The organism is Pseudoalteromonas sp. SG43-6 (assembly GCF_014164365.1).
GTDB classification, from domain to species: domain Bacteria; phylum Pseudomonadota; class Gammaproteobacteria; order Enterobacterales; family Alteromonadaceae; genus Pseudoalteromonas; species Pseudoalteromonas rhizosphaerae.
Genome location: NZ_JACJEZ010000063.1, coordinates 1 through 23453, shown reverse-complemented (window position 1 = coordinate 23453; position 23453 = coordinate 1). Strand labels below are relative to the sequence as shown.

Below are 23453 nucleotides of genomic sequence, written 5' to 3'. Positions count from 1 at the left end.
ATTATATTCAGTTTTACAATTACAAACGTAGGCATTCTACGCTTAATTATATGACGCCACATCAGAAATATAATGAATTAAAAAATGCCGCTTAGAATCTCTACAGAATTTGTTGACCATTACAGGTCTTCCCATCCAGATTGTCATTTGCCGCTGCATCAAAAGCTTTGGTTAGACCCAAACCGACGAGCATTTGATAAAGAATTTGAAGACGAATTTGATAAAAAAGAGTGGCAAGGTTTAGTTGCCGCCGACTTCTCTCGCTTTTTAAATGGCGAACTAGAGAAAAACGCCGATATTGCCACAGGCGATGTTGAGTTTGTGCAGTGGAAAGTGCTCACCGCGCAAGAACTCAGGCTAGTGCAAGACGATGTAAAGGGAGCCTTCTAATGGATAAACTACTCGTAATAAGACATCTCAATGTCGAAGGCGCGAATGCCATTGCTGGTTTAACGTGGGGCTTCCCTGCCATGACCAGCTTTTTGGGGTTAACCCACGCCTTGCAAAGAAAAGTCCAAGCCCGTGTTTCTGATAGATTAACACTGACAAGCTGTGCAGTGATTTGCCATTCCAGCCAAGTGCAGTCTCATAGTAACAACATGAGTCGAGAAAATTATTTTGCCCTAACACGTAATCCTCTTACCAAAGATGGAAGTACCGCCCCCTTTAACGAAGAAGGCAAAATGCGTATGGAAGTGACGCTCCTGATTGCACTATCTGGCCCGACGCCACCATCGGTTGAGGACGAGCTTGCTGAATGTATCGAAGACACTTTGGCGGCATCAAGAGTTGCTGGTGGCACAGTGCAGAGTATCGGCAGTGTTGAACTCATTAAAGATATTGGCGCAATAAATCGGGAGCCAGCTACGCGAAAATCCTTCTTACGCAAGTTGCTTCCAGGGTTTGCTTTAGTCAGTCGTGACGATGTACTGAAAGACCATATAGAACAAACGCAACAAGCGCCGTTAGAAGCATTTTTAGATTTTAGCACCCGCAAAATGTCTTCTAAACCAAAAGGTGACAAAGCCGAATGGACGGTGGATAGACTGGATTACACCGGATGGCTCAAGCCAATCGTGGTCGGCTATCAAGGAATATCCGATTTGTACGAAGCAGGGCAAGTCGCAAACGTGCGAGATCGTTCTTGTCCGGTGCAATTTGTCGAATCGATTTACTCTCTGGGCCAATGGATCAGCCCACATCGAATAGACGATTTGAAGCACCTTTTTTGGCATCAAGAATATCAAGCAGACAACGCGCTTTACCTTTGTAAAAACGATTACCAACCAGAAACCCCGATTTTGTTAAACAACGAAACAAACCAAACCATTGAGGAGAAATAGCATGGCAGCATTAAAAACAGCATCAGTATTGGCATTCGAACGTAAACTGGCAAATTCAGATGGTTTGTTGTTCGCAGGGAATTGGATTAAGCCAGACGGTGAATGGAAACCGATAGCACTACAAGAAAAATCGGTACGAGGCACGATCTCCAATCGACAAAAAAATGCCATTTTGAAAGACCCAGCAAAGTTAGACCAAGAAGTAAATAAGGCTAACTTACAAACAGTCGATACGGCTGCTTTACCGTTTGATTGCGACACAGTTAAAGTTGTATTTAGTTTACGAGTATTGGGCGATCTAGCAACGCCTTCTGCGTGTAACAGCCCAGACTATCAAGAGGTATTGAGTAGCACTATTCAGTCTTACATTGCAGAACAGTCTTTTTCCGTGTTGGCGCATCGTTATGCTTCCAATATTGCTAATGGCCGCTTTCTATGGCGTAACCGTGTTGGTGCAGAAGACATCTCAATTCGTGTGACGCAAAAGAACAAAGCAGGAAACACCAAGTGGACTTTCAACGGATATGACCTAGCGCTGCGCGATTTTGATTATCAAAGTGATGACTTAAAAGCCTTCGCTGACCAAATTCAAAAAGGCCTGACCAGCGATACCTTTACCTATTTCCAAATTGAAGCCTTTGTAAAACTGGGTGAAGGGCAAGAAGTCTTTCCGTCACAAGAATTGGTATTAGATCCTGAAAAAGATAATAGTAAAAATCAGAATCGTAAGAGCAAGGTGTTGTATCACGTAGACGGCACCGCCGCTTTACACTCGCAAAAAATCGGCAATGCTATTCGCACAGTAGATACTTGGTATCAAGGCTCTGAAGAGATTGGCCCTATTTCTGCCGAACCATTTGGCTCCGTTACCAGCCGTGGTAAAGCCTATCGTAGTAACAAGGATGACTTTTATACCTTGTTTGATAAGTGGATGGAAAAAGGCCAAGCGCCAGACACCGAGCAACAACATTACGTTATTGCGAACCTAATTCGTGGTGGTGTGTTTGGCGGAAAGTCTGACGCGTAAGGAGAGGTTATGGATTACTATCTGGACATTACCATCTTGGAAGACCCCGAATTCACCAAACCTATTTTGATGAATGCACTGTTTAGTAAGCTACATCGTGCCTTGGTGGAAGTCTCTCAACATGACATCGGAGTGAGTTTCCCAAATGCTAGCAAAAAAAACCTAGGAGGCAAACTTCGTATACATGGCTCACAAGGTCGTTTAGAAGAACTTGAAGCGTTACCATGGCGACGAGGTTTAGGAGACTTCACCTTAGTCACTAAGGTAACTCAAATTCCAAGTACCAATGAGTTTTGCCTTGTAAAGCGAGTTCACGTGAAAAGCAACGCTGACCAACTGCGTCGCCGAGCAATGAAACGCCATGACCTCACTTACGAAGAAGCGGTGGAACGCATTCCCAAAGATGTTGAAAAGCAGTTGGAACTGCCCTTTGTCAGAATCAAGAGTAAATCAACGGGTGATCAACAATTTCGATTGTTTATCAAACAGACTTTCACAGCATCAAAAGATGAGGCGGCGAACTTCTCCAAATACGGATTAAGCGCCACCAGCACCTTGCCTTGGTTTTAACCCTTTTTTTAGGCACAATGCCAAACCCTTATAAATAGGGGCTTGGCATTTCTAGTTAAAAAAGGGTATTTTGGTCAAAATTAAAAAAGCTCTTTAAAAATCAGATGTTTAATGCTAAATTATTCTACTTCACCGCCGAACAGGCGGCTTAGAAATAGAATCATATTCATCACTGCTGAGCAAGCTACTTCACCGCCGAACAGGCGGCTTAGAAATTTAAAAATACGTTTTGTTGATGATTCTGGCCCTTCACCGCCGAACAGGCGGCTTAGAAATCATAAACCCTATGAGTTGATGATTTTATTCTCCTTCACCGCCGAACAGGCGGCTTAGAAAGTGAGTAACATTTGCCATAATTTCTTTAATGCCTTCACCGCCGAACAGGCGGCTTAGAAAACTAAACCTGCGCCCACTTCAAAAGCATTCTTCTTCACCGCCGAACAGGCGGCTTAGGTGACGAGGGACCGAAACGACATATCTAGCAAAAAGTGCAGCCTGAGGAAGTGAGGTCATGGATGACCGATGTAACCAAGCTCCATGGACGGATTGTTAACACCGCAGTTTGTTTGAAGTACTGTCGCGCCAGCAAGCTTAGCGCCTACGGCACAGGCAGCTTTGGTGGCGATGGACCGAAAGGGCATACCTAGCAAAGAGTGCAGCCTGAGGAAGTGAGGTCATGGCAGATTTTTGTTCCCGACAAAATCTAAGTACCTAAATCCATTTAGGTAATGACCGATGTAACCAAGCTCTATGGATGGATTGTTAACACCGCGGTTTGTTTGAAGTACTGTCGCGCAAGCAAGCTTAGCGCCTACGGTGGATAATATTGAAAATGGTGTTGTATATTTGTGCGCCAGCAAACTTAGCGCCTACGGTGGATAATATTGAAAATGGTGTTGTATATTTGTGCGCCAGCAAACTTAGCGCCTACGGTGGATAATATTGAAAATGGTGTTGTATATTTGTGCGCCAGCAAGCTTAGCGCCTACGGTTGATAATATTGAAAATGGTGTTGTATATTTGTGCGCCAGCAAGCTTAGCGCCTACGGTGGATAATATTGAAAATGGTGTCGTATATTTGTGCGCAAGCAAGCTTAGCGCCTACTGTGGATAATATTGCAAATGGTGTTGTATATTTGTGCGCCAGCAAGCTTAGCGCCTACAACACAGGCAGCTTAGGTGACGATGGACCGACAAAAATATCGGGAATATTTTTGAACTGCGAAGCAGACCTTTATGGCGAAGGGCAGGAAGCCTAAAGTAAACGACATATCTAGTAAAGAGTGCAGCCTGAGGAAGTGAGGTCATGGCAGATTTTTGTTCCCGACAAAATCTAAGTACCTAAATCCATTTAGGCAATGACTTATGTAACCAAGCTCCATGGATGGATTGTTAACAGCGCGGTTTATTTGAAATTAAGTTCACTTTGATTTGTCGCGAGGTAAACTCGCAGCTACGAGTACATGGCTCTAATGCTCTTCATCAAAGACTTGAATTTGATTGCGGCCTGATTTTTTTGCCACGTAGAGTGCGCTGTCGGCGGCGAGGATCATCATATCGGTGGTGGTGTATTTATCTGGTTTACAGCTGTAACATCCGATGCTGAGGGTGAGGTGGTCGGCTACGTTTGAATTTGGGTGCAGGATATTTAGTTGGCTTATTTGCTGTTGCAGTAATCTGGCAAATTTTAAGCAGTGGGGTTTATCAATGCTGGGTAACACAATTGCAAATTCTTCTCCGCCGTAGCGAGCTGCTAAATCACCTTGTCGCTTACATAAGCGATGCAAGGTTTGGGCAACTTGTTTGAGTGCCTCATCGCCTTGCTGGTGGCCATTATTGTCGTTATACAGTTTAAAATAATCGATATCACAAATGATTAAACTCAATGGTTGATGTGAGCGTGTTGCGCGTTGAATTTCACGGAGTAAGGTTTGATCAAAACAGCGGCGATTGGCGATATTTGTCAGGCTGTCGAGATTTGCTTGTGATTGCAGTTCTTGGTTGGCTAAAAGTAATTGCTGTTGAGCTTGCTCTAAGCGTTGTTTATACAGAACGTTTTTCAGTGCATTGGCAATAATTTCACCTACCAGTTTGATCCGCATAAGGTCGGTGTCGGTCCAGTGGCGTATATGTGTTACACAATCACAGCCAATAAAACCAAATAAGGCGTTTTCAGAGCGCAGCCCAATACATAAAACAGACTTGATCCCCTCTGATTCAAATTCAGCTTTTTCAGCAGCAGCGGCTGGGGGTAACAAGTCTACATCAGATACCTTAAAAACGTGCTTTTCGTTCATGGTACTAAAAAAATACGGTAATAAATCTTGTTGAATATCTTGCAGCTTTTCTTTAAAAGGCTTGACCTGCGTATTAACCCATTCATGAGTATTGCTCATGGCTTTGCCGTTTTCACTAAATTGGAATAAATAGCTACGATCAGCATCACAAAATGTACCTATGGTTTTTAAAGCGCTTTCGATCTGTTGATCGAGGTTGTCTATTTGTATATCAATAAGTTGTGTTGATATTTTTGCTATTACTTCGTCAAAATCAGCGTGTACAGTAAACGATGTGTGCGGTTCAAGCGCCAGCATTATTAACTGTGGGCCAATTAAACTATAGGTGACTGTAACACGCAGGAGTGTGTGTTTTGTGGCAATGTTATAGATGTGTTCGGTGTTATTTTGGGGAGTTAAAAAGGTCTGATAATCAACAATCGTGTGGTTTTCTGTGTGTTTAATTGATAAGTGTTGAAATGCTTTTTCCACTGGACTTATTGCTGGCATTAATTTAAGTAACTGCTGACTTGATGCGTTGGCGTGCAGCGTATCTGTTTGTTGATCAAACAGCACAATTGCAAGTGGCAACGCTTGTAAAGATTGCCAAATTTCGTCTACAGAATACTGTCTCACTGGATTTCCAACTTCTTATTAACATATTAAGCTTACATTCAATTTTAAGAAAATGGTATTTTAATTAGCCGTTTTATATATAAATTAACTCGATATTAAGTTTTTAGTGCGTTTGGCTTATGGAAGTACTACAATTGATACTGTATATCATTACTCTTTTAAACGTTTTTTAGAATGATGACTCTTAGCACACTTAAGCACAGGTAAAACCGCTTTTCATGACCGACATTACAACTCACCAAGCATCACGACGTAGATTATTAATTGCATTAGCAATCACTAGCTCATTTATGGTTATTCAAGTTATTGGTGCCTATTATGCAAACTCTCTTGCCGTATTAGCCGATGCTGGGCATTTATTTGTTCATAATAGTTCTTTATTTATTGCTTTGATCGCATCGAGCTTAGCGATTCATTTAGCTAAAAACTACAACGATGGTTATCAAAAAGCAGAGTTGACCGGTGGTTTGATCAACGGTTGTTTATATTTGGCGATCAGCCTGGTGATTTTATACGAAGGCGGCGAGCGCTTTGTACATCACCATGAAGGGCAAGGCCCCGTCGTCAATAGCTATTTAATGTCGGTTATTGCCGCCACTGGATTTTTATTTCACGGTGCTGCAGCATGGGTATTATATAAAGGTAGAAAGGCTAGCTTTAATGTTTATGCGGTATTTTTACATTCATTTTTTGATTTGATTTCAACTGTCTCTACGTTTATCGCCGGTATACTTATTTATCTAACTGGTTGGAGCATTATTGATATTTTATCGAGCATGCTGATTGCGTTATTTGTTTTGTTTACAGGTGTAAAAGTGATTGTTGGATGCGTTAAAGGTCTGCGTTTAAATAAAGCAAAACTACCCGATGTGGCCGATATTGAAAGTGCCATAGGACAAGTTGAGCATGTAGAAAATGTGCACAATGTTACGGTTATGCGCCGTGACAAGGAGTTAGTTGTAGGGGCGCATGTGGTACTTAAACAACATTGCACTATAGAAAAACATGATGAAGCATGCCGACTTAAAGTTGAGCAATTGCTAGCAAGGCAATTTAATGTTGGCAACAGCGTATTACAAATCGAAAGTCATGGTTGTCAGCATTAAATACAACTAGTTAACTTGGCAAAATGCGTTTTTTATTTTACTTTTAGATATAGCCTATTTTATACGGAACAATCCATTGCCGTTTTTTCAGCATCGATATTTTGCATTCAGCTGTTCTATACTTTTAGGCGTGTTGGCCGGTTTTGTTAATTTACTGCCATTTTGGTTTCTCGACAGCTCTGAATTTTTATTTGGTCAGCTGTTTGTTTTAATTTGTTTGTTGCTATTTGGCTTACGCTACGCGTTAGTTGCTTGTACTATCAGTGCGGCTTTTATTTTTTATCGTTGGGGGCATTGTTGGCCATCAATTGTGTTTGTTGGCGAAGTGCTTTGGCTGTATCACTTTAGCTTTAAAACTGCACGGCTGCTGTTTATTCGCGGTATAATTTATTGGTTGTTAATTGGTATTCCGCTGCTGGGACTCATTGGCTATTTTATCATTGAGTTGCCATTACTGGCGGTCATTACCGCCTTGGTTAAGTATTTTTTAAATGCAGCCATTGTTTTATGCGTTATTGATTTACTCAGTTTCTTCTTTATTCAGCAAGTGTGGCAAAAACGACCAAATTCGCTGTATAAAATTCTTAATTACATTGTAAGCATCCTCATTATTTTAGTGGTGTTATTAACCACCATTGTACTTACCAACAATCATTATGCGCGTATCGAATATGAAGTGAAGGCGCAGCTTGCTGAAAAATCCGAAGACATTGCTGAAAAAATTGACCTGTATTTAAATGGCTATCGCCGTGGCATCGTATTAACTGCAAAAGCCATCGAGCAGGGGGTCGATAAACAGTTAGCATTGAGTCAGTTAATGGCACTATACCCTAACTTTCTTACATCAATGGTTACGGATGAAAACGCAATAGCTCAGGTATTTAATCCACTTAGTTTGCAAGAAAGCTTAAAAGGCAGCAATTTATCGGTTGCCGATCGCGATTACTTTACGATCGGTAAAGACTCGCCAACAGGGTATATTTCTAATGTTTTTAGGGGCCGAGGATTTGGTAATGAAGCCATTGTGGGTGTTTCTGCACCAGTGCATATTAACGGGCGTTTTCAGGGAGTGGTTGAAGGTTCGTTAGTGTTGGGCTCCTTTTTGCAATTTAGGCCAACCATATTTGATAATGATGGTGAACTGATAATTCTTGATGCCAAAAAACACGTGGTGTTTAGCACCTTACCTAATCATTATTCGGTATTGACTCAGCTCACTGAAGATAAATTTACCCAGTTACAAGGTGATCAACAAGCCATTATGACCACCGACATTGATGGCGAACAATATTACGTAAAAATATATTTATCACAGCAACAAGATTGGTATGTAGCAAGCTTATTAAAACGGAAATACGCTAATCTTGTGGCGGCAAGTGCGTGGGGGCAATCACTATTACTAACTCTTGTGGTGATTATTTTGATCAGTATCTTTATCACCCAGTTGAGTCGATGGTTAGTGAGGCCAATAGATGAGCTTACTGAACAAATCGATGCCTTTGATCCTAAAACTGAAATCAGTGATTTACAGACTCAAAATAATGCGTGGCTGGAGGTGCTGAGCTTACAGCAGCAATTTGCTACTTTAGCATTTAAATTGACCAGCAACTTTAAAGATCTAGAACAAGTAAACACTGAAAATGCAGCACTTAATCTGCATTTAAAACAGTTTAATGTAGAGCTAGAGTATCAAGTAAATGAAAAAACAGATGAATTAGTTAAAGCTGTGGCAACTGCAAATCAGGCCAGCAAAGCTAAATCACAATTTTTAGCGAATATGAGTCATGAAATTCGCACCCCGCTTAACGGTATTATGGGGCTGACTGATATTTTACTTAATGCTGATGACGTGAAGTTGGAATACCGCGAACAATTGCAAATGATCCAGCAAAGCGCTAAAAATCTATTATTGATTTTAAACGATATTTTAGACTTTTCGAAAATTGAGGCGGGGGCGGTCAAACTAGACATTCATATAGTTAATGTACGAAAACTGCTTACTCAATTAGCACAGGTGTTTACAAATACTGGCGTACAGCCAGGCGTTGAATTTATATTAAATATTGCCCCGTCAGTACCCGATGTGGTGCAGTTAGATTCACTAAGGTTAAGCCAAATTGTCAATAACTTGTTGAGTAATGCAGGGAAATTTACGAAAACTGGTAGTATAACGATGAACATTGATTATGCTGATAATCATTTATCTGTGGCTGTAACTGACACTGGCATTGGTATTTCTGGGCAACAGCAATCATCGTTGTTTCGTGAGTTTACTCAAGCTGATATTTCAACCACGCGGCAATATGGTGGCACAGGATTAGGCTTAACTATTTGTAAGCGAATAGTTCAGTTAATGGGAGGCAAGCTGGTATTACACAGCGAGATTGGTAAAGGCAGTTGCTTTACTATCACAATTCCTATTGAAGTAGTGCAACTTACTCATGAAGTAGACATACAGCAAAGCATTCCTGACTTAACTGGGTTGAAAGTATTACTGGTAGAAGATAATCAAATCAATCAAATCGTTATTGCAAAAATGCTCAGTGACACCCATTGCACCTTAGAAGTTGCTAACGATGGTGAAAAAGCACTGGCGTGTTTACAACACAATATGGCCGATATTATTTTAATGGATTGCCAAATGCCTATTATGGATGGTTATCAGTGCACAGCTGAAATCCGTAACAACAGTGCTCAATTTGGTCCTGTGATTATTATTGCCATTACCGCAAATGCTTTTGAAGACGACCAAAAACGTTGTCTAGAAGTGGGTATGGACGATTTTATAGCCAAACCCGTGGATCGCGGCCAACTTTTTCAATGCCTTAAAAAGTGGGCTGATACATTGAGCTAGGTAGTTTGCAATTTCTCTAGCAGTGCTTGGATATACGCATCGCTAATGAGAATCTCGGCAGTTGTTGGTTTTGCAAAGTAATAGCCTTGTAGGTCATCGCAGCCGATACTGTTTAAAAAGCGTATTTGCTCAATTGTTTCTACGCCTTCTGCAATACAATATAGATCTAGGTTTTCAGCTAAGGTGTGGATTGTTTTGATGATTGATTCATTATTACTATCTTGGCCGATATTACGCACAAAGCTTTGATCAATTTTAATCACATCAATTGGAAATTGACTTAAATACGTTAAAGACGAATACCCGGTACCAAAATCATCCAGTAATAATTTAAAACCTGCGTTTCTGAGCGCTTGCAGCTGCTTAGCTGCTTTGTTTTTGTCATCAAGCAAGGTGTTTTCGGTGATCTCTAAACGTAACTGAACAGGTTTTATATGATGCTGATTTAAAATAAGTAATAAGCGTTCGGTTAAATTAGATTTTAAAATATGCACAGGTGATAGATTTAACGATAAGTAAAACCGTGGGTTAGCTTTAAATAATGGTGCGAGATCTTCAAGTGCACGGGTCAGCGCCTGCTCGGTGAGTACATCGATTAAACCAGTTTCTTCTGCAATAGGAATAAACACTGCCGGGGATATCAATTCTGCTTGGTGTTGCCAGCGCATTAAGAGCTCTACACCTTTGATTTTTTTGCTTTTATTATTAACAATTGGCTGGTAATTATTAAAAAATAAATCGTCTTTGTAGGCATCTTTTAAGGCATTTTCGAGCAGTAGTTTTTGGGTGATTTGGTTATTCATTTGTTCAGTGAAAAACTTAAAGCCGTTGCGGCCCGATTGTTTAGCATGCATCATTGCGATGTCGGCATTTCGAATAAGCTCATCGGTGGTGTCGGCATCAAATGGGTAGAGTGCCACACCGACGCTGGCCGAGATATTAATTGCAAAATCGTTGATCACCACCCGTTTTGCAAGTTCTTCAGTGAGGCTACGCACTAAGTTACTCAAACTTTGTGGCGAGTCTAAGTTTTTAATTAATAATAAAAACTCGTCACCGCTTTGACGCCCAACAATGGCATTTTTATCAAGCATACTATTCATTCGATAGGTAATATCACATAACAGCTGATCGCCAACCGCATGACCAAATGAGTCATTCACCGGTTTGAATTTATCTAAATCTATAAACAGTAAAGCAACTAGACTGGCATGTGTATCGGCATCTTTTATCGCATGCGATATCTTTTGATACATTAGTGACCGATTTGGTAGCTTAGTTAATGGATCATAGTTTGCCAGATAGCGTAGTTCATTTTCAGCGCGTTTTTGCTCGGTTAAATCAGAAATAACCACCACATAATAACTCACTACATTACTGTCTTTTGCCACTGCGGTAATACTAATATGAATAGGGTGCGACGGATTTATCTTAGTTTTTATATAAGCGTCACCACGCCAATTTTGTTTCGGTTGTAATGATTTTAGAATATTGATGAAATCGACATATTGTTTTTTCCCCAGTGCTGCTAAAAACCGTTTTAGTTCAAGCTTTGCTGGGATTGTTTGAATAGAAAAGGCTTCTGCAAAGCTATTATTAACAGAAAACGGAGTCAGTTGACTGTCTAAAATAAGTAGCCAATCGTTTATTTGGCTAAAGGCTTCGCCTAATACCGCAGCTTGCTGTGCTGTAGCACGTTGTTCGGTTATATTGGTATAGATTCCAGCTAATCTTGTAGGATAGCCTTGCTCGTTCGTTTCAATCACTTTACCGATATCGTGATACCAAAGCCAGTTTCCATTAGCATGTTGAAGCCGATACGTGACCTGCCATTGTTGAGCATTTTTTTGAGTGATGAATAAATGCCAATCATGAAGAACTTTACGTTTATCATCTGGGTGTATTAATGCGCAAAAATCGTCAAAATTGAACTTTTGTGGCAAAGTTTTATAGCCTAGCTCATGTTTTAAGCGCTGCTGCTTTATCCAATGTGCGGCAATATCAACTTCCCATACACCGCTTTTACTACTGTTTAAAGCAAGCTCTGTTTGTTGTTGTGATTGCAGTATTTCATCATGAGTATGCTTAATAATGCGCTGACGGGAGCGGTATTGCCAAAAAATAACAAATAGCACTAAAAACGTAAGTAATAAATAAAGGCTTATTGCAAGTGGCGAGCGCCACGGAGCATAGGCAACAGTAAAGTTAAGTGTTTTTTCATCACCGAGGCCTGAGTCATTTAAGTTATATGCTGCGATTGTTAGTTGATAATCACCAGCAGGAAGCTTAGTAAAAAAGACTTTATTGTTATTTAGCTTTTCATAGCTTAATTTACTTGGGCCAGTTAATGACACCTTATAGCGTGTTCTATCAACATTTTGAAAATCAAAGTTGGAAAAACTAACTTCTAAACCCATGTCTTCATCAGTCAGTTGTAAAGGCTGGTTGGCGTATTGCAATGGATGATAATTAAGTGAGCGTGAGAGTAACGATATATCGGTGATTTCAGTCACTGTGCTGTCACGATCATTAGGGACAGATAAAAAGTCTTGCGGGGCAAGTGTTAGCACGCCACGGGTACTGCCAAAAGCTAAGCGGCCATCGTTTAGCTGAGTATGTGAGTCAATATTAAATTCATTCACAGTTAAGCCATCTTTAACAGTATATGCATTTAATTGCATTGAACTTAAGTCGAGTCGATAGAGGCCATTTTTACTGCTGATCCATAAAAAGCCAAATTGGTCGATTTGCAAGGCGACAATTGTTTTCGTTTTAATGCCATTACTGAGGTTTATACGGTGTTTTACTTCGTAACTGTTGGCGTCAAGACCAATTAGTCCTTCTTGGGAAGAGGCAAGCCAAAGGGTATTGTTATAATCGATCACCCAATCATCGATAGTGACATAATTTATTGGGTTATAATTTTCGACTTCGTAGATCAAGGTGAGTTTTTGGCTGGACTCATTATAACGATATAACGCGCCAGATACGCTGACCAAGTAGTCATCGGGTTTATTGGGCAATGGTTTTAAAAAAGCGTGCACATTGACGGGATCTAACTGCCCTTTGAGACCTTTAATTACGTTAGTCTGACCACTGTTTCCATCATACAGGAAATAATCATTCTCGCTAAAAAATGCAAAGGTATCAGTCGTGATTTGATGATATCCATAGCCTGGGCCGCTGTCGAGAATGGCTTGTGTATTGCCTTGCATTGGTAGAGCTATTTTTTGTTCGGTTTTTTTATCAAATAAAGCAAGACCATCATAGAGCAGTAACCACAAATAACGGTCTGGCTCATTTAAGTGCGCCGAGGCAATACCATACACAGCAAATTGGCCATAAAACGCTTTGCTGTCATCGCTGGCTAAGTAAGTTTTTTCGGTAGTCTCATCTAGGCGCATTTTGGCTAGGCCATTATCGGTGCCCAGCCACACGGCGTTATCGTCTTGGTAAACAGCAAGGATCACATTGCTGTGCAATTTATCATTACTGGTGATTTGAATATTGCCAAAACGCCTTGCTAAAGTGGACCAAGTAAAAACGCCTTGCGAGCGCGAGGCAAGCCACATAAGCCCTGTTTTATCAACCATCACATCTAAAATAGTGTTGTCGGTCATGTGAAATTTACTTTGATCAAAACGTAAAAGAAACTCATTGTGATCAGTATGGCGATGGTATTGATAAAGGCCATCCTCAGTGACTATAAATTCACCATAAGGGGTATTAACATAATCCCAAATATTATGTTCCGCGAGTAGCGTTTTTACGTTATTGAAGTCTAATAACTCATTGTTATTAAAAGCAATAGAATAAAATCCTTCGACTGTGCCAACCAGTAAACCAAGCTGTGAGTCGATGGATAAAAATTTGATATTGTTATTATCTGGATTGAGCTTATCCTTGGCAACTAAAGGTATTTTAGTTATATGTTCATCAATTAATGATTTAGAGTACAACCCATCAGTGGTGGCAATATACAAAAAGTCATTATGAACAGTAATTGCGCGGACAGAATTATCATCTTTACTGATTGAAAACTCATGGGTATAGGTATTTTTTTGTGGATCAAAGGCATACACATGTTGATTAATGGCGTAATAAAACAGCTGCTGATGTTCGGCGATGGCAAAAATAGGAGAAAAGTGTTTATCTTCAGCGTTTAACTTACCTGAATAAATTTTACTAACTTTGAGTGTCACAGGATCTATAAGAAACGCACCAGAATACTCAGTTGATACAAAAATATCGCCGTTGTGTGTTTCGAACAATACAATAATTGAGAGTTGATCCAGTGAGTATTCACCAGAGAATATTTTTACCTCATAGCCATCAAACCGGTTTAAACCCTGTAATGTACCGATCCAAATAAATCCCAGTTTATCTTGCAGTGTGCTAGTTACGTGGCCTTGTGATAACCCTTCATCCGTGGATAAGCGTTGCAATTGCTGAGCATAGCTTTGAGCACTGGAATTAACACTAAACCAAGTGCATAAAATACTAAATAAGATGAAAAAAAAGTTTCTCAATCGCACTTAAGGTACTGCTCCCCTGAGATAAAGTGGTTGTTAGCCGTTAGTAAATATAGCATAACAATTTACAGTTGAATTAAAGAATTAGCTATATAAGATATACATTTGTATAACAAATCACTTATGCTGTTAGTTATGTTTAGATCACGGATGTTCACATTGCCTCATTCATTTAATGCTCACACCATGCAAAGTCTGCTGTTAGTTGTCGATATTCAAGACAAATTAAGTCCTGCGATGCCTCGTTATGAACAAGTAAAACAGGTCACAGTGCAATTAGTAAAAGCTGCACAATTGTTGCATATTCCTATTTTAGTCACTGAACAATATAAACAAGGGCTTGGCGAAACTGATCAGCAATTAAAAGCTCAGATTGGGCAAGCTGAGTTCTTTGATAAAACCCACTTTAGCGCGTGTAAAGAGGACGGTTTTTTAGAGCTTATTGCTAGCTATAAACGCCCGCAAATTATTGTAGTTGGTATGGAAGCGCATGTATGCGTATTACAAACTTGTTTAGATTTACTGGCGCAAGGTTATCAGGTGTTTTTAGTCATGGATGCGGTTAGTTCGCGTAATGATCTGCACCGCGATTTAGCTATAGCTCAGCTAAGACAAGCAGGTGCTGTGATCAGCTGCGCTGAAAGTGTGATTTTTCAATGGACCGAAGTGGCAGCGACACCTGTATTTAAAGAGATTTTAAAGATTGTTAAATAAGCTTGGCAACAAGAAGAGAATAATTTCACTTCAGCATTGTAAATGATAGTGGTTTTTATTATCATGCCGTAAATTATTTTGATTGCTGTATAAATATCAATGAAACCTTCTTTAATAGCATTAGCCCTAAGTTCTATTACCATGACGCCTGTTGTCGTTGCTGCGCAAACAACAGCAGCAGGATCTGCAACTGATGAGTCTACTGTTGTAAAAAACGACATAGAAACCATTTCAGTCGTTGGACGAGCGTTTTCACTGTATCGCCCAACAGAATCAACGTTTGGTACTCGTACCGATACGCCGCTAGAGAAAATTCCACAGTCAATCCAGGTTATTCCGCAAGCGTTAATCAGCGATCAGGCTGCACGTCAAGTAACTGATCTGTACAGCAATATTGCGGGTGTTAATGGCTTTAGTTACTCAGGTGTTACGTTTCGTGGTTTTCGCCAAGATGAAATTTTATACGATGGTGTAAAAGGTGACCCATTTAGTGGTTTTGCGGTACCACAGTTGTTTAATATTGAGCAAGTGGCTGTTTTAAAAGGCCCTAGTGGCGCTGTGTACGGCAGTGGTAACCCTGGCGGGATCATTAATTATATGACCAAAAAGCCCAGCTATGATAGTAAAACAACCGTTGCAGTTGAACTGGGTAATGATGATTTTTTTAGTGCCGCAGTCGAATCAACGGGCAGTGCCAATGACGCACAGACCCAAGCCTACCGTGTTGGTGTTTATAAAGATTCAGATAAACCATTTCGTGAAAATACCAGCGAAGATAATACTATTATTGATTTAGGCTATCGTTTTGATTTTAATAACGACACTAATCTGGTATTGCAATATACCCATGTTGATCAAGATTTAGGCGGCGCTAGATTACGTGGCGTGCCAGTGGATAAAAACGGTAACTTTATTGCCGACATAAGCTGGAATCATAATGAAGCAACTGATTATCAAACCGTTATTGCTGACGTGTTTCAAGCAAGTTTTCAGCACCAATTTAATGAGGTATTTCGCAGTGATATCACTGCGCGTTATTTTAGTAACGATGCCAATCAAAACTATCATGAGCCGCGTGGACTAAGTGACACAGATGGCGATGGAGTACTGGATTGGAGCGAGCGCGAATTTCGTGATCAACAACGCGAAAATACCGGGCTTAGTTTTACTGCCAATTTAATTGCTGACACTGAGCTTGCCGCTATGCAACATGTGATGCTGGTGGGTGTAGATTGGTATAAGCATGAGTTTGAATCTGCATATAGAACAGCTGTACAAGCCAGCAAAGGCGGCCCAGTGCCAGGGATCTCAATATTAAATCCTGTGTATGGATTGACTTCAAAAGATGATTATGATTTAGCAAACGTAACACCGCGTTTATCAAGTACTGAGTCAACACGTATTGGCCTGTATGCACAAGACCAAGTTGATGTTACCGATAAATGGAATGTTACGGTTGGCTTACGGTACGATCGTTTTGAAGACACCGATGTCCTTAATAACACCGAGTTTTCAGACAGCGATGTGACGTATCGTATTGGCACAAGTTATAACTTAAACGATACCTTTTTCCCTTATGCGCTGTATGGCACAGGCTTTATGCCACAATCGGCCAGTAATCAAAATCAAGATGTAGGCGGGCCATTTAAACCAGAGCACAGCAATATTCGTGAACTTGGTTTACGTACTAAGTTACTTGATGACTCGTTGGCTGTGAATATGGCAACGTACCGCATTATCCGTAACAATATTTTACAAGCCAGCACTGAGTTATCAGACACCGGCGTTGATCAAATGGAAGCGTTAGGCGAAGTTGACAGCCGAGGCTTTGAACTTGAGATTGTTGGCGATGTCACCGAACGTTTAGTGATCACAGCAAGTTACGCATACAACGACACGCGTATTGTTGAGCAAAGTGAAAAATTTTCCGCGCAAGCAAAAGGCAGCGATAAATTTGCCAATGCGCCACAAAATACCGCAGGGTTGTGGACGCGTTATGAGTTACCGCAGTTGCACTCATCAATCGCGGCAGGTCTTGATTATGTTGATGAACAAGTCAGTTTAGACGGTGATAAAGTACAGCCGTATACCGTTTATAACATGGCTTGGAAGACTGAATATCAACAATGGGTTTGGCAGCTCTCAGTTAAAAACGTGTTTGATAAAGAGTATGCATCAAGTGGCTTTATAACTCGTGCTGGGCATTTCCCGGGGGAACCACGCCGCGTCTATTTGTCGGCTAAGTACACATTCTAAACTGACAATTTCGTACTATGAAAGCAAAGCAGTGGTTTAACTTACATGCTTGGGCAGGGCTCTTGGTTGGCAGCTTGTTATTGATAACGTGTTTATCTGGCACATTGGCAACCTTGAGCCACGAAATTGAATATCTTAGTGATAGTAAATTTCGTGCCCTCTCGCATTCCCCTAATACTGACTTTGCTGCAATTGAGAATACACTTGCCCAGCGTTATCCTGGCAGCCAAATCATTAGCATATTGCGCCATCAACAACCTTACTTAGCAACCGAAGTGTCGCTTAAGTGGCAGCAACAGTTTTTGTTTGTGTATGTTGATGGTGCGACGGGGCAATGGCTTGGCGAAGGTCAGTGGGGGCGAGTATCGCGCTTTTTACGTAACTGGCACATGAATCTATCGATGGGTTGGACAGGTAAGTTGATCGTCACGAGTTTAGCCATTCTCTTGGTTATTTTAGTGGTTACTAGTCCGATTGTTTATCGCCAGTGGTGGCGACATTTTTTAAAAAAGCCACGGCAATTAAAAACAACCAATCGTAGCAGCTGGGCTGATTGGCATAAATTACTGGGGCTTTGGAGTTACTGGTTTATTGTGGTCATGGCTATTACTGGCGTGTGGTACTTAGTTGAACACACCTTACAAACAGCCAAAATTGACCATTATATACCCCCCCCCGCAGAGGTTACGGATCTACAAACTGATGTCGCGCATCCGCCAGCGATAAGTGCCATGGTAAACGCGGCGCAATCAGCGTTTCCAAGTTTACATATTCGCGCTATACAATACCCAAGCAAAGCAAATAAACCGGTTTTGGTACTGGGCGATAATGATGACATTTTAGTACGTTTACGAGCTAATAAAGTGTATTTAGATCCAGCTTCAGCAGATGTACTGGCAATTCAAAAAGCCGCAGATTTACCTATTGTCGCGCGCATTAAAGATACCGCCGATCCTTTGCATTTTGGCAACTTTGCAGGGCTAGGTACGAAGTTAATTTGGGCTGTGTTTGGTTGTTTAATGACCTGTATATGTATGGCTGGATTGTATATGAATTGGCTGAGAGTAAAGCGTAAGCAGCGTTCATTATTGCAATGGTTTGGTATCATGGGTGCAGTTAGTGTTTTATTAGTATGTTGTTCCCTGATCCTCACAACGCAAACATTTAGTGTACGCCAAGCACCAGCAAAACTATATTCGCCGGTGCTGTAACGTGCAGATAAAGTTAGCTAGTAACTAGGCCGTAACAACCCAAAGCAACAAACACTATTGCAGCAAGCATTCTTACTTTTGCCATTGGAATACGTTTTAGCAAGGCATTGCCAGCATAAATAACCGGCACATTGGCAAGTAACATACCTACAGTGGTTCCTATGGTTACCCACAACACTGATTGATACTGAGCGCCAAGCAATACTGTTGCTATTTGGGTTTTATCGCCAATTTCGGCAATGAAAAACAGCACCAAGGCTACTAAAAAAGCCCCGTATTGATCGTACTTATTGCTTACTTCTTCATCTTTATCTGGGATCAGTAGCCATAAGCCAACGACAATAAAACAGCCGTTCACAATCCAAGGCAGGTACGAAGAGGTAAAGCTTTGCGATAAATAATCGCCCAACCATGCAGACAAACCATGATTGATAATAGTAGCGACTAAAATACCTAAAATAAGTGCAGGTTTATTGGCAAAGCGGGCAGCTAACAACAGGGATAAAAGTTGCGTTTTATCGCCTATTTCAGCTAAAGCAACGGTGACGGTTGATGTGATAAATGTATCCATTTTACTTCTATAAGGCGGGAACATTAAACCAAGGTAAACGCCTATCTCCCGCCATGAGGATAGTGTTTACCCAGGTCTTGCCGATAATGCTTGCTACATTACAAACTTACCATGCACATGAGGTGCAATTATGTTGATAAGTTTACTTGCTGCGCTTTAAGTTAAAAGGCATCAAGCAGGCTACTCCCCCGAGAAGTGCGCACTTTGCCACATTTCTTTTTTAGAGTAAAGGTACAACAACAGGTTTTGTGGTGCGGCTGAGGGTGAACCCTGTAATTGAATATAAACGTATGCTTCACGCGCAGTACAGGAGCTAGAATACAATCAAGACTACAGCGAGTTTGAAAAAGACTACCAGTTCCCTGATATGCCTTTACCATCTATTGGCATCACAATTAATTTTTAAAGATGATAATCCTCTTACTCTAAGTGTGAGAGGGTTAAGCATCTGAAATATAAATTTAGCGTTTTATGTGAAAGTCAGTTGTCGATTGAATCAAAATAGGAACTAGGCTATGGTTGAAGCATCAATCAAAATAAAATAAAAACGAGTAATTCTACAGGCTCGTTAGATAAACAAAAGCCCTTCAAGGGTTTGGATAGTGGGTTAAGTTAATAACCCGTTGAACATATACATAGACACGGAATGAACGCCGGTTGTGTTTGCGTTATAAAAGGAGAGTTGTTTGAACCCTAAAATTTTGGAAGACTTTATTAGCACTGATGAAGATTTTTCCCCTCATAAGGCTTATTTGGATTCGATCAGTAAATCCAGCGTTGATATATTGTTTTCAGATGGTGTCGCCAGTGACTCTGGGAGTCGGTTTGGCGGTAATCCTCTGGTTGCAAAGGACTTTGTCTGGCCAGAACATAACGTTGGCGAATACCGGTTTTTAGGCCAGATTAATTTTTCTGAAATCCTCGATTGTCCTGAGCCGCTGCCCAAATCCGGTTTGCTATCACTCTTCTATGCTTATGATCACGACGGTGAAATTTTCTGGGGTGCTGAAGGATATGTGATCGCTTACTATTATCCGGATATTAATGATTTAGTTATGTTTGAGCAAGCAGCTGTACCGCAGGAGGCAAAGGTAATCCGTTTGGAAACCGGGCTGGAAATCCCCAAACATGAAGAGTTACGCAGTGACTGGCCTTTCGATACTAATCTTTTGTATGAACTGCCTTATCTAATAGGCCATCGCGAGAACTACATGCTGGGCTATCCGTCATTTTGTTCGCTTGCTTATGACCCGACCCCTGGTGATGAATGGCTTCCGCTGCTCACTCTGGCATCTCACGATGGGCTTGGCTGGTGTTGGCATGATGGGGATAAGCTTATGGTATTTATTGAGAAAGAAAAGCTTAAAAATGCCGACTTCAGCTGCCTGAAGACCGATGCTGGGTAGCCGCATAATTAAAGTCCTCCTTATTAATACTGTTATAAAATAGGCTTTTTGGATTGCTCTGAAGTGACTATTTTTGTTTAAAGCGAGTGTAAACCGTTATCCGTGTTTAAAAATAACAAGGAAAAAATAACAAAGACATCCAGTTTAATTTTGTATTTTGTGAAACGAAGTACTAAGTTTTATTAAGTGCAAAAAATGAGCAGGGTGTCTTATTGAAATCGCAAGAAAGCGTCAAGTAAGTTTGGTTGATACAAAATATTATCACTGTATTTCACGTTGCGTACGGCGTGCATTTTTATGTGGCGAAGACCACTTTACCGGTCAATCCTACGGGCACCGTAGAGGGGGAGGGGGGATTTAGGTCACAAGTACTACTTGATGAAGCAGCATTAGCAGCCTGCATGGCATATGTTTATTTAAATCCGATTAGAGCTAAGATGGTAAAAACACCTGAAGAGTCAGGCCATATTAGTGTTAAAAAACGTTTAACATGCGCCAAAGATGGCAAGCAACCAAAACAACTACTTCGCTTTGCAGGTATACCACGTCAAATCATGCCAAAAGGGTTACCGTTTGAGCTTAAATCGTAGCTTGAATTCGTTGAGCTAACAGGACGTTGCATATGGTAAAGCAAGCGAGGGTATATTAAAAGTACACACTTACCTTTACTAAAAAGAGTCAATATTTCTCCAGAAAACTGGTTAGAACTCACTACGTAATTTACGCGCGTATTTCACGGCGCAGTAGGCAGGCTGTCTTCACAATAACGTTACGGTGAAAACTTAAATCGGAAGCGGCGTGCAAATATCAGTAATTGTAAAAAACTACTGGCATAGCGCTTGAATTACTCAGTAAAAAGTTAAAAACTGATGTCATTTTATGCATGTAATTTAGGTTTAAGAATGCTAATGACTTATTTAATGGATGAAGTAAAAGTAACCCTGTAGTAAAAGATAAATTCTTAACCTAAAAAGTAATTTTATTGTAACGGCTGTGTTTGTTCAATTAGAGTGACTGTCTTGTTTAGTTTCATTGAATCAAAATAGGAACTCGGCTATGGTTGATACATTAATAAAAATAAATTAAAAACGAGTTATTCTACAGGCTAGTTAAACGTCAGAGAGAGTTATGTACGAGAAAGCGTTAGATAATCTAGAAATGGATGAAAGAATTGAAGGTACCTACAAAGGTAGTTTCAATTTTAAAGGAGATGAAGTTCGCATTCATGTTGATCCAGATGGAGAGAAGTTAGAAGACACGATTACTCTGGCCAAAAGGATTCTTTCTTCTTTGGATGCATACGACAAGAAAGCCAGAGGCTACATAATAGAAAACAGCCTGCAATCGTACAATGAAGACTGGCGGGAAGATGATGAACCAATACTGACAGCCATGGAGTTCGATAAAAACCTGCGATTGGATGGAGTAAATTTCTTATCCTCTGATAGCGTTGATTTTTTCTACAGCGAAAATAACATGTTTGGAGGCCATTCATTAATTCCACAAATCTTTGATAGTGAGAACTTTGAATATTTGCAAATGTATGGGTAAAACGTTTAACACATATGAGCCTTAACACTATCAATAGGCACTAGTAGTCTTTTTGACCGTTTTATATAATGGCGGTCAACTCTAAATCAATAAACAAATTTGTTTACTTCGTCTGTCGATGCGGCTGTTAAGTAAGTAGCTTACGGCAAACACATATAAGGAGCGCTACGCAATAATATTTACATTATTAGCACTGCATTTGCTTATATTCTTCTAAAGCGCAGCGTTTCTGAACCTCTTTGTGAATAATTCAATTAAATATTTTTTGCACAAAGAGCAGAGAAAGAGAAGTAAATGAGAACTAACTTGAAGGCTAATATTAGCAGCGTAAAATACGATGCATTAATAAAGGTAAGCCCTTACATCTTAAAATAAGCCATTAAGCACCTGTAATACCTTCCAAAACGCCAATTAAAGCAACAGCAAATCCTCCTTTATATTTTATGTGAAAGTCAGTTGTCGATTGAATCAAAATAGGAACTAGGCTATGGTTGAAGCATTAATCAAAATAAAATAAAAGCGAGTAATTCTACAGGCTCGTTATGTTGGAGATCTTCGGGAGCCATAATATGAACTTGCCAAGTAAAAATGATTTTCCTGAAGGCTCCAGATTCTATATCAAAGAATTTGATGTACCACTAGTCCAGATACCAGACGGTAGTCTTTCTAAGTGGTTTAATTGGTTTGGCGGCAAGCCGAAAGAATACGCCCCAGAAGGTTTAAAGCCTGGCAACAATTGGGAAGCAGAGTCATTTAGTGAGTGGCAGAAAATTGTGAAAGAATCACTTTAAACTATGAATTATATTCCGCCTAAAGCTATTGAGTGTTGGAGAGTCGATAATCCAGGGGGGGAATTATATGAAACCTCAATCATGGATAATTATACGGTGATATCGGCATATGGAAGGTATGCTCATTGCTCGGGATGTAAGATAGTTTCATGGCAAGAGTTTCTAAGTGGTGAATTGAATGAGCTCGTTACCAAAACAATGGGGAGTGAAGTATTAAATGAAATTCATCATAAATTACGCTCAATCACATAACAAAAAGCTGCAACATGACTCCGTAAGTTGGCGTTATGTGTCATGGTAGATATGGAAACACTTCAAGAAAAAAATAATAAATACGCTAAATACCACAGAAATGATTCTTGGGGTGTCTTTGTAGCATTTACAATCATGTCACCTTTATTATTCAGTTATGGATATGAATTTTTCTATTGGTTTCAGGGTGAAATAATTGAAGTTCCTCATCCCTCTTTTGTGTTAGTTGGAGTGTAGTGGCATAGTTAATTTGGCCACCCATTAAGAAAGAAATGTTATGCTAATAAGCATACAAATTTGGGTGAAAAAATGACGAAATTAAAACGCGCAACGTATTCTGCGGCAATCAAATTAGAA

General features: G+C 40.3%; 18 protein-coding genes and 1 pseudogene. 16 read left to right on the top strand and 3 right to left on the bottom strand.

The features are described 5' to 3' along the window. The 6 genes from H5201_RS23575 to H5201_RS19865 form a co-directional block, all read left to right on the top strand. A partial coding sequence (locus tag H5201_RS23575) for an IS3 family transposase (RefSeq protein WP_404936147.1) occupies nt 1-95 on the top strand: 95 nt, incomplete at its 5' end. Next, nucleotides 85-390, top strand: a complete 306-nt coding sequence (locus tag H5201_RS19885; RefSeq protein WP_182785246.1) for a type I-F CRISPR-associated protein Csy1 — start codon at nt 85-87, stop codon at nt 388-390. The genes H5201_RS23575 and H5201_RS19885, both read left to right, overlap by 11 nt. Further along, nucleotides 390-1343: a type I-F CRISPR-associated protein Csy2 gene (csy2, locus tag H5201_RS19880; RefSeq protein ID WP_182785245.1), complete on the top strand. Its 954-nt coding sequence runs from the start codon at nt 390-392 to the stop codon at nt 1341-1343. Before H5201_RS19885 ends, csy2 begins: the two co-directional genes overlap by 1 nt. Nucleotide 1344: 1 nt before the next feature. Beyond that, a complete protein-coding gene (gene csy3 / locus H5201_RS19875) occupies nt 1345-2370 on the top strand; it encodes a type I-F CRISPR-associated protein Csy3 (protein WP_182768113.1) in 1026 nt (341 codons plus the stop codon). A 9-nt stretch (nt 2371-2379) separates the two neighbouring features. Further along, on the top strand, nt 2380-2940 hold the full coding sequence (gene cas6f / locus H5201_RS19870; protein ID WP_182768112.1) for a type I-F CRISPR-associated endoribonuclease Cas6/Csy4: 561 nt from the start codon (nt 2380-2382) through the stop codon (nt 2938-2940). Nucleotides 2941-4004: 1064 nt separating this feature from the next. Then, nucleotides 4005-4199, top strand: a complete 195-nt coding sequence (locus H5201_RS19865) for a hypothetical protein (RefSeq protein ID WP_182785244.1) — start codon at nt 4005-4007, stop codon at nt 4197-4199. A 210-nt stretch (nt 4200-4409) separates the two neighbouring features. On the opposite strand, the gene H5201_RS19860 is transcribed toward H5201_RS19865, so the two are convergent. After that, nucleotides 4410-5852 carry a diguanylate cyclase domain-containing protein gene (locus H5201_RS19860; RefSeq protein ID WP_182717798.1) on the bottom strand — a complete coding sequence of 481 codons (1443 nt, stop codon included), beginning with the start codon at nt 5850-5852 and terminating at the stop codon, nt 4410-4412. Between the two features lie 218 nt (nt 5853-6070). On the opposite strand from H5201_RS19860, the gene H5201_RS19855 reads away from it, so the two are divergent. Both H5201_RS19855 and H5201_RS19850 read left to right on the top strand, forming a co-directional pair. Then, nucleotides 6071-6958, top strand: a complete 888-nt coding sequence (locus tag H5201_RS19855) for a cation diffusion facilitator family transporter (RefSeq protein WP_182717799.1) — start codon at nt 6071-6073, stop codon at nt 6956-6958. Between the two features lie 130 nt (nt 6959-7088). Then, a complete protein-coding gene (locus H5201_RS19850) occupies nt 7089-9812 on the top strand; it encodes an ATP-binding protein (RefSeq protein WP_310736956.1) in 2724 nt (907 codons plus the stop codon). Here H5201_RS19850 and H5201_RS19845 read toward each other — a convergent pair. After that, complete coding sequence (locus H5201_RS19845; RefSeq protein ID WP_259399727.1) at nt 9809-14257, bottom strand: EAL domain-containing protein; 4449 nt, start codon at nt 14255-14257, stop codon at nt 9809-9811. The genes H5201_RS19850 and H5201_RS19845 overlap by 4 nt on opposite strands. A gap of 237 nt (nt 14258-14494) precedes the next feature. On the opposite strand from H5201_RS19845, the gene H5201_RS19840 reads away from it, so the two are divergent. The 3 genes from H5201_RS19840 to H5201_RS19830 all read left to right on the top strand — a co-directional run bounded on the left by H5201_RS19840 (nt 14495) and on the right by H5201_RS19830 (nt 18525). Beyond that, the gene (locus H5201_RS19840; RefSeq protein WP_182717801.1) at nt 14495-15058 is read left to right on the top strand and encodes a hydrolase; all 564 of its coding nucleotides are present in this window, start codon (nt 14495-14497) and stop codon (nt 15056-15058) included. Between the two features lie 99 nt (nt 15059-15157). Beyond that, nucleotides 15158-17314, top strand: coding sequence for a TonB-dependent siderophore receptor (locus tag H5201_RS19835; RefSeq protein ID WP_182739573.1), 2157 nt, complete (start codon nt 15158-15160; stop codon nt 17312-17314). A gap of 17 nt (nt 17315-17331) precedes the next feature. Next, nucleotides 17332-18525 carry a PepSY domain-containing protein gene (locus H5201_RS19830; RefSeq protein WP_182785242.1) on the top strand — a complete coding sequence of 398 codons (1194 nt, stop codon included), beginning with the start codon at nt 17332-17334 and terminating at the stop codon, nt 18523-18525. Nucleotides 18526-18538: 13 nt separating this feature from the next. Here H5201_RS19830 and H5201_RS19825 read toward each other — a convergent pair whose 3' ends face one another. Next, entirely contained in the window at nt 18539-19096 is a 558-nt protein-coding gene (locus H5201_RS19825) for a TMEM165/GDT1 family protein (RefSeq protein ID WP_145236272.1), read from the bottom strand. Nucleotides 19097-19782: 686 nt separating this feature from the next. On the opposite strand from H5201_RS19825, the gene H5201_RS19820 reads away from it, so the two are divergent. From H5201_RS19820 to H5201_RS19800, 5 genes and pseudogenes are all read left to right on the top strand, one after another. Beyond that, nucleotides 19783-20502 (top strand): YwqG family protein, encoded by a 720-nt coding sequence (locus H5201_RS19820; RefSeq protein WP_182717804.1) that lies wholly within the window; start codon nt 19783-19785, stop codon nt 20500-20502. 211 nt (nt 20503-20713) lie between these two features. Next, a pseudogene (locus H5201_RS19815) lies at nt 20714-21338 on the top strand (hypothetical protein). Between the two features lie 292 nt (nt 21339-21630). Further along, the gene (locus H5201_RS19810; RefSeq protein WP_182739575.1) at nt 21631-22053 is read left to right on the top strand and encodes a DUF2262 domain-containing protein; all 423 of its coding nucleotides are present in this window, start codon (nt 21631-21633) and stop codon (nt 22051-22053) included. Nucleotides 22054-22595: 542 nt separating this feature from the next. Then, nucleotides 22596-22844, top strand: coding sequence for a hypothetical protein (locus H5201_RS19805; protein ID WP_220491230.1), 249 nt, complete (start codon nt 22596-22598; stop codon nt 22842-22844). A 294-nt stretch (nt 22845-23138) separates the two neighbouring features. Next, entirely contained in the window at nt 23139-23333 is a 195-nt protein-coding gene (locus H5201_RS19800; protein ID WP_220497192.1) for a hypothetical protein, read from the top strand. Nucleotides 23334-23453: the final 120 nt, after the last annotated feature.

What these genes read in the sequence shown, in the direction of transcription:
- H5201_RS19805 (WP_220491230.1), top strand. Translation starts at nt 22,596, where the DNA reads ATGTTGGAGATCTTCGGGAGCCATAATATGAACTTGCCAAGTAAAAAT.
- H5201_RS19835 (WP_182739573.1), top strand. Translation starts at nt 15,158, where the DNA reads ATGAAACCTTCTTTAATAGCATTAGCCCTAAGTTCTATTACCATGACG.
- H5201_RS19865 (WP_182785244.1), top strand. Translation starts at nt 4,005, where the DNA reads ATGGTGTCGTATATTTGTGCGCAAGCAAGCTTAGCGCCTACTGTGGAT.
- H5201_RS19810 (WP_182739575.1), top strand. Translation starts at nt 21,631, where the DNA reads ATGTACGAGAAAGCGTTAGATAATCTAGAAATGGATGAAAGAATTGAA.
- csy3 (WP_182768113.1), top strand. Translation starts at nt 1,345, where the DNA reads ATGGCAGCATTAAAAACAGCATCAGTATTGGCATTCGAACGTAAACTG.
- H5201_RS19830 (WP_182785242.1), top strand. Translation starts at nt 17,332, where the DNA reads ATGAAAGCAAAGCAGTGGTTTAACTTACATGCTTGGGCAGGGCTCTTG.
- H5201_RS19885 (WP_182785246.1), top strand. Translation starts at nt 85, where the DNA reads ATGCCGCTTAGAATCTCTACAGAATTTGTTGACCATTACAGGTCTTCC.
- H5201_RS19800 (WP_220497192.1), top strand. Translation starts at nt 23,139, where the DNA reads ATGGTAGATATGGAAACACTTCAAGAAAAAAATAATAAATACGCTAAA.
- cas6f (WP_182768112.1), top strand. Translation starts at nt 2,380, where the DNA reads ATGGATTACTATCTGGACATTACCATCTTGGAAGACCCCGAATTCACC.
- csy2 (WP_182785245.1), top strand. Translation starts at nt 390, where the DNA reads ATGGATAAACTACTCGTAATAAGACATCTCAATGTCGAAGGCGCGAAT.
- H5201_RS19855 (WP_182717799.1), top strand. Translation starts at nt 6,071, where the DNA reads ATGACCGACATTACAACTCACCAAGCATCACGACGTAGATTATTAATT.
- H5201_RS19840 (WP_182717801.1), top strand. Translation starts at nt 14,495, where the DNA reads ATGTTCACATTGCCTCATTCATTTAATGCTCACACCATGCAAAGTCTG.
- H5201_RS19825 (WP_145236272.1), bottom strand. Translation starts at nt 19,096, where the DNA reads ATGGATACATTTATCACATCAACCGTCACCGTTGCTTTAGCTGAAATA.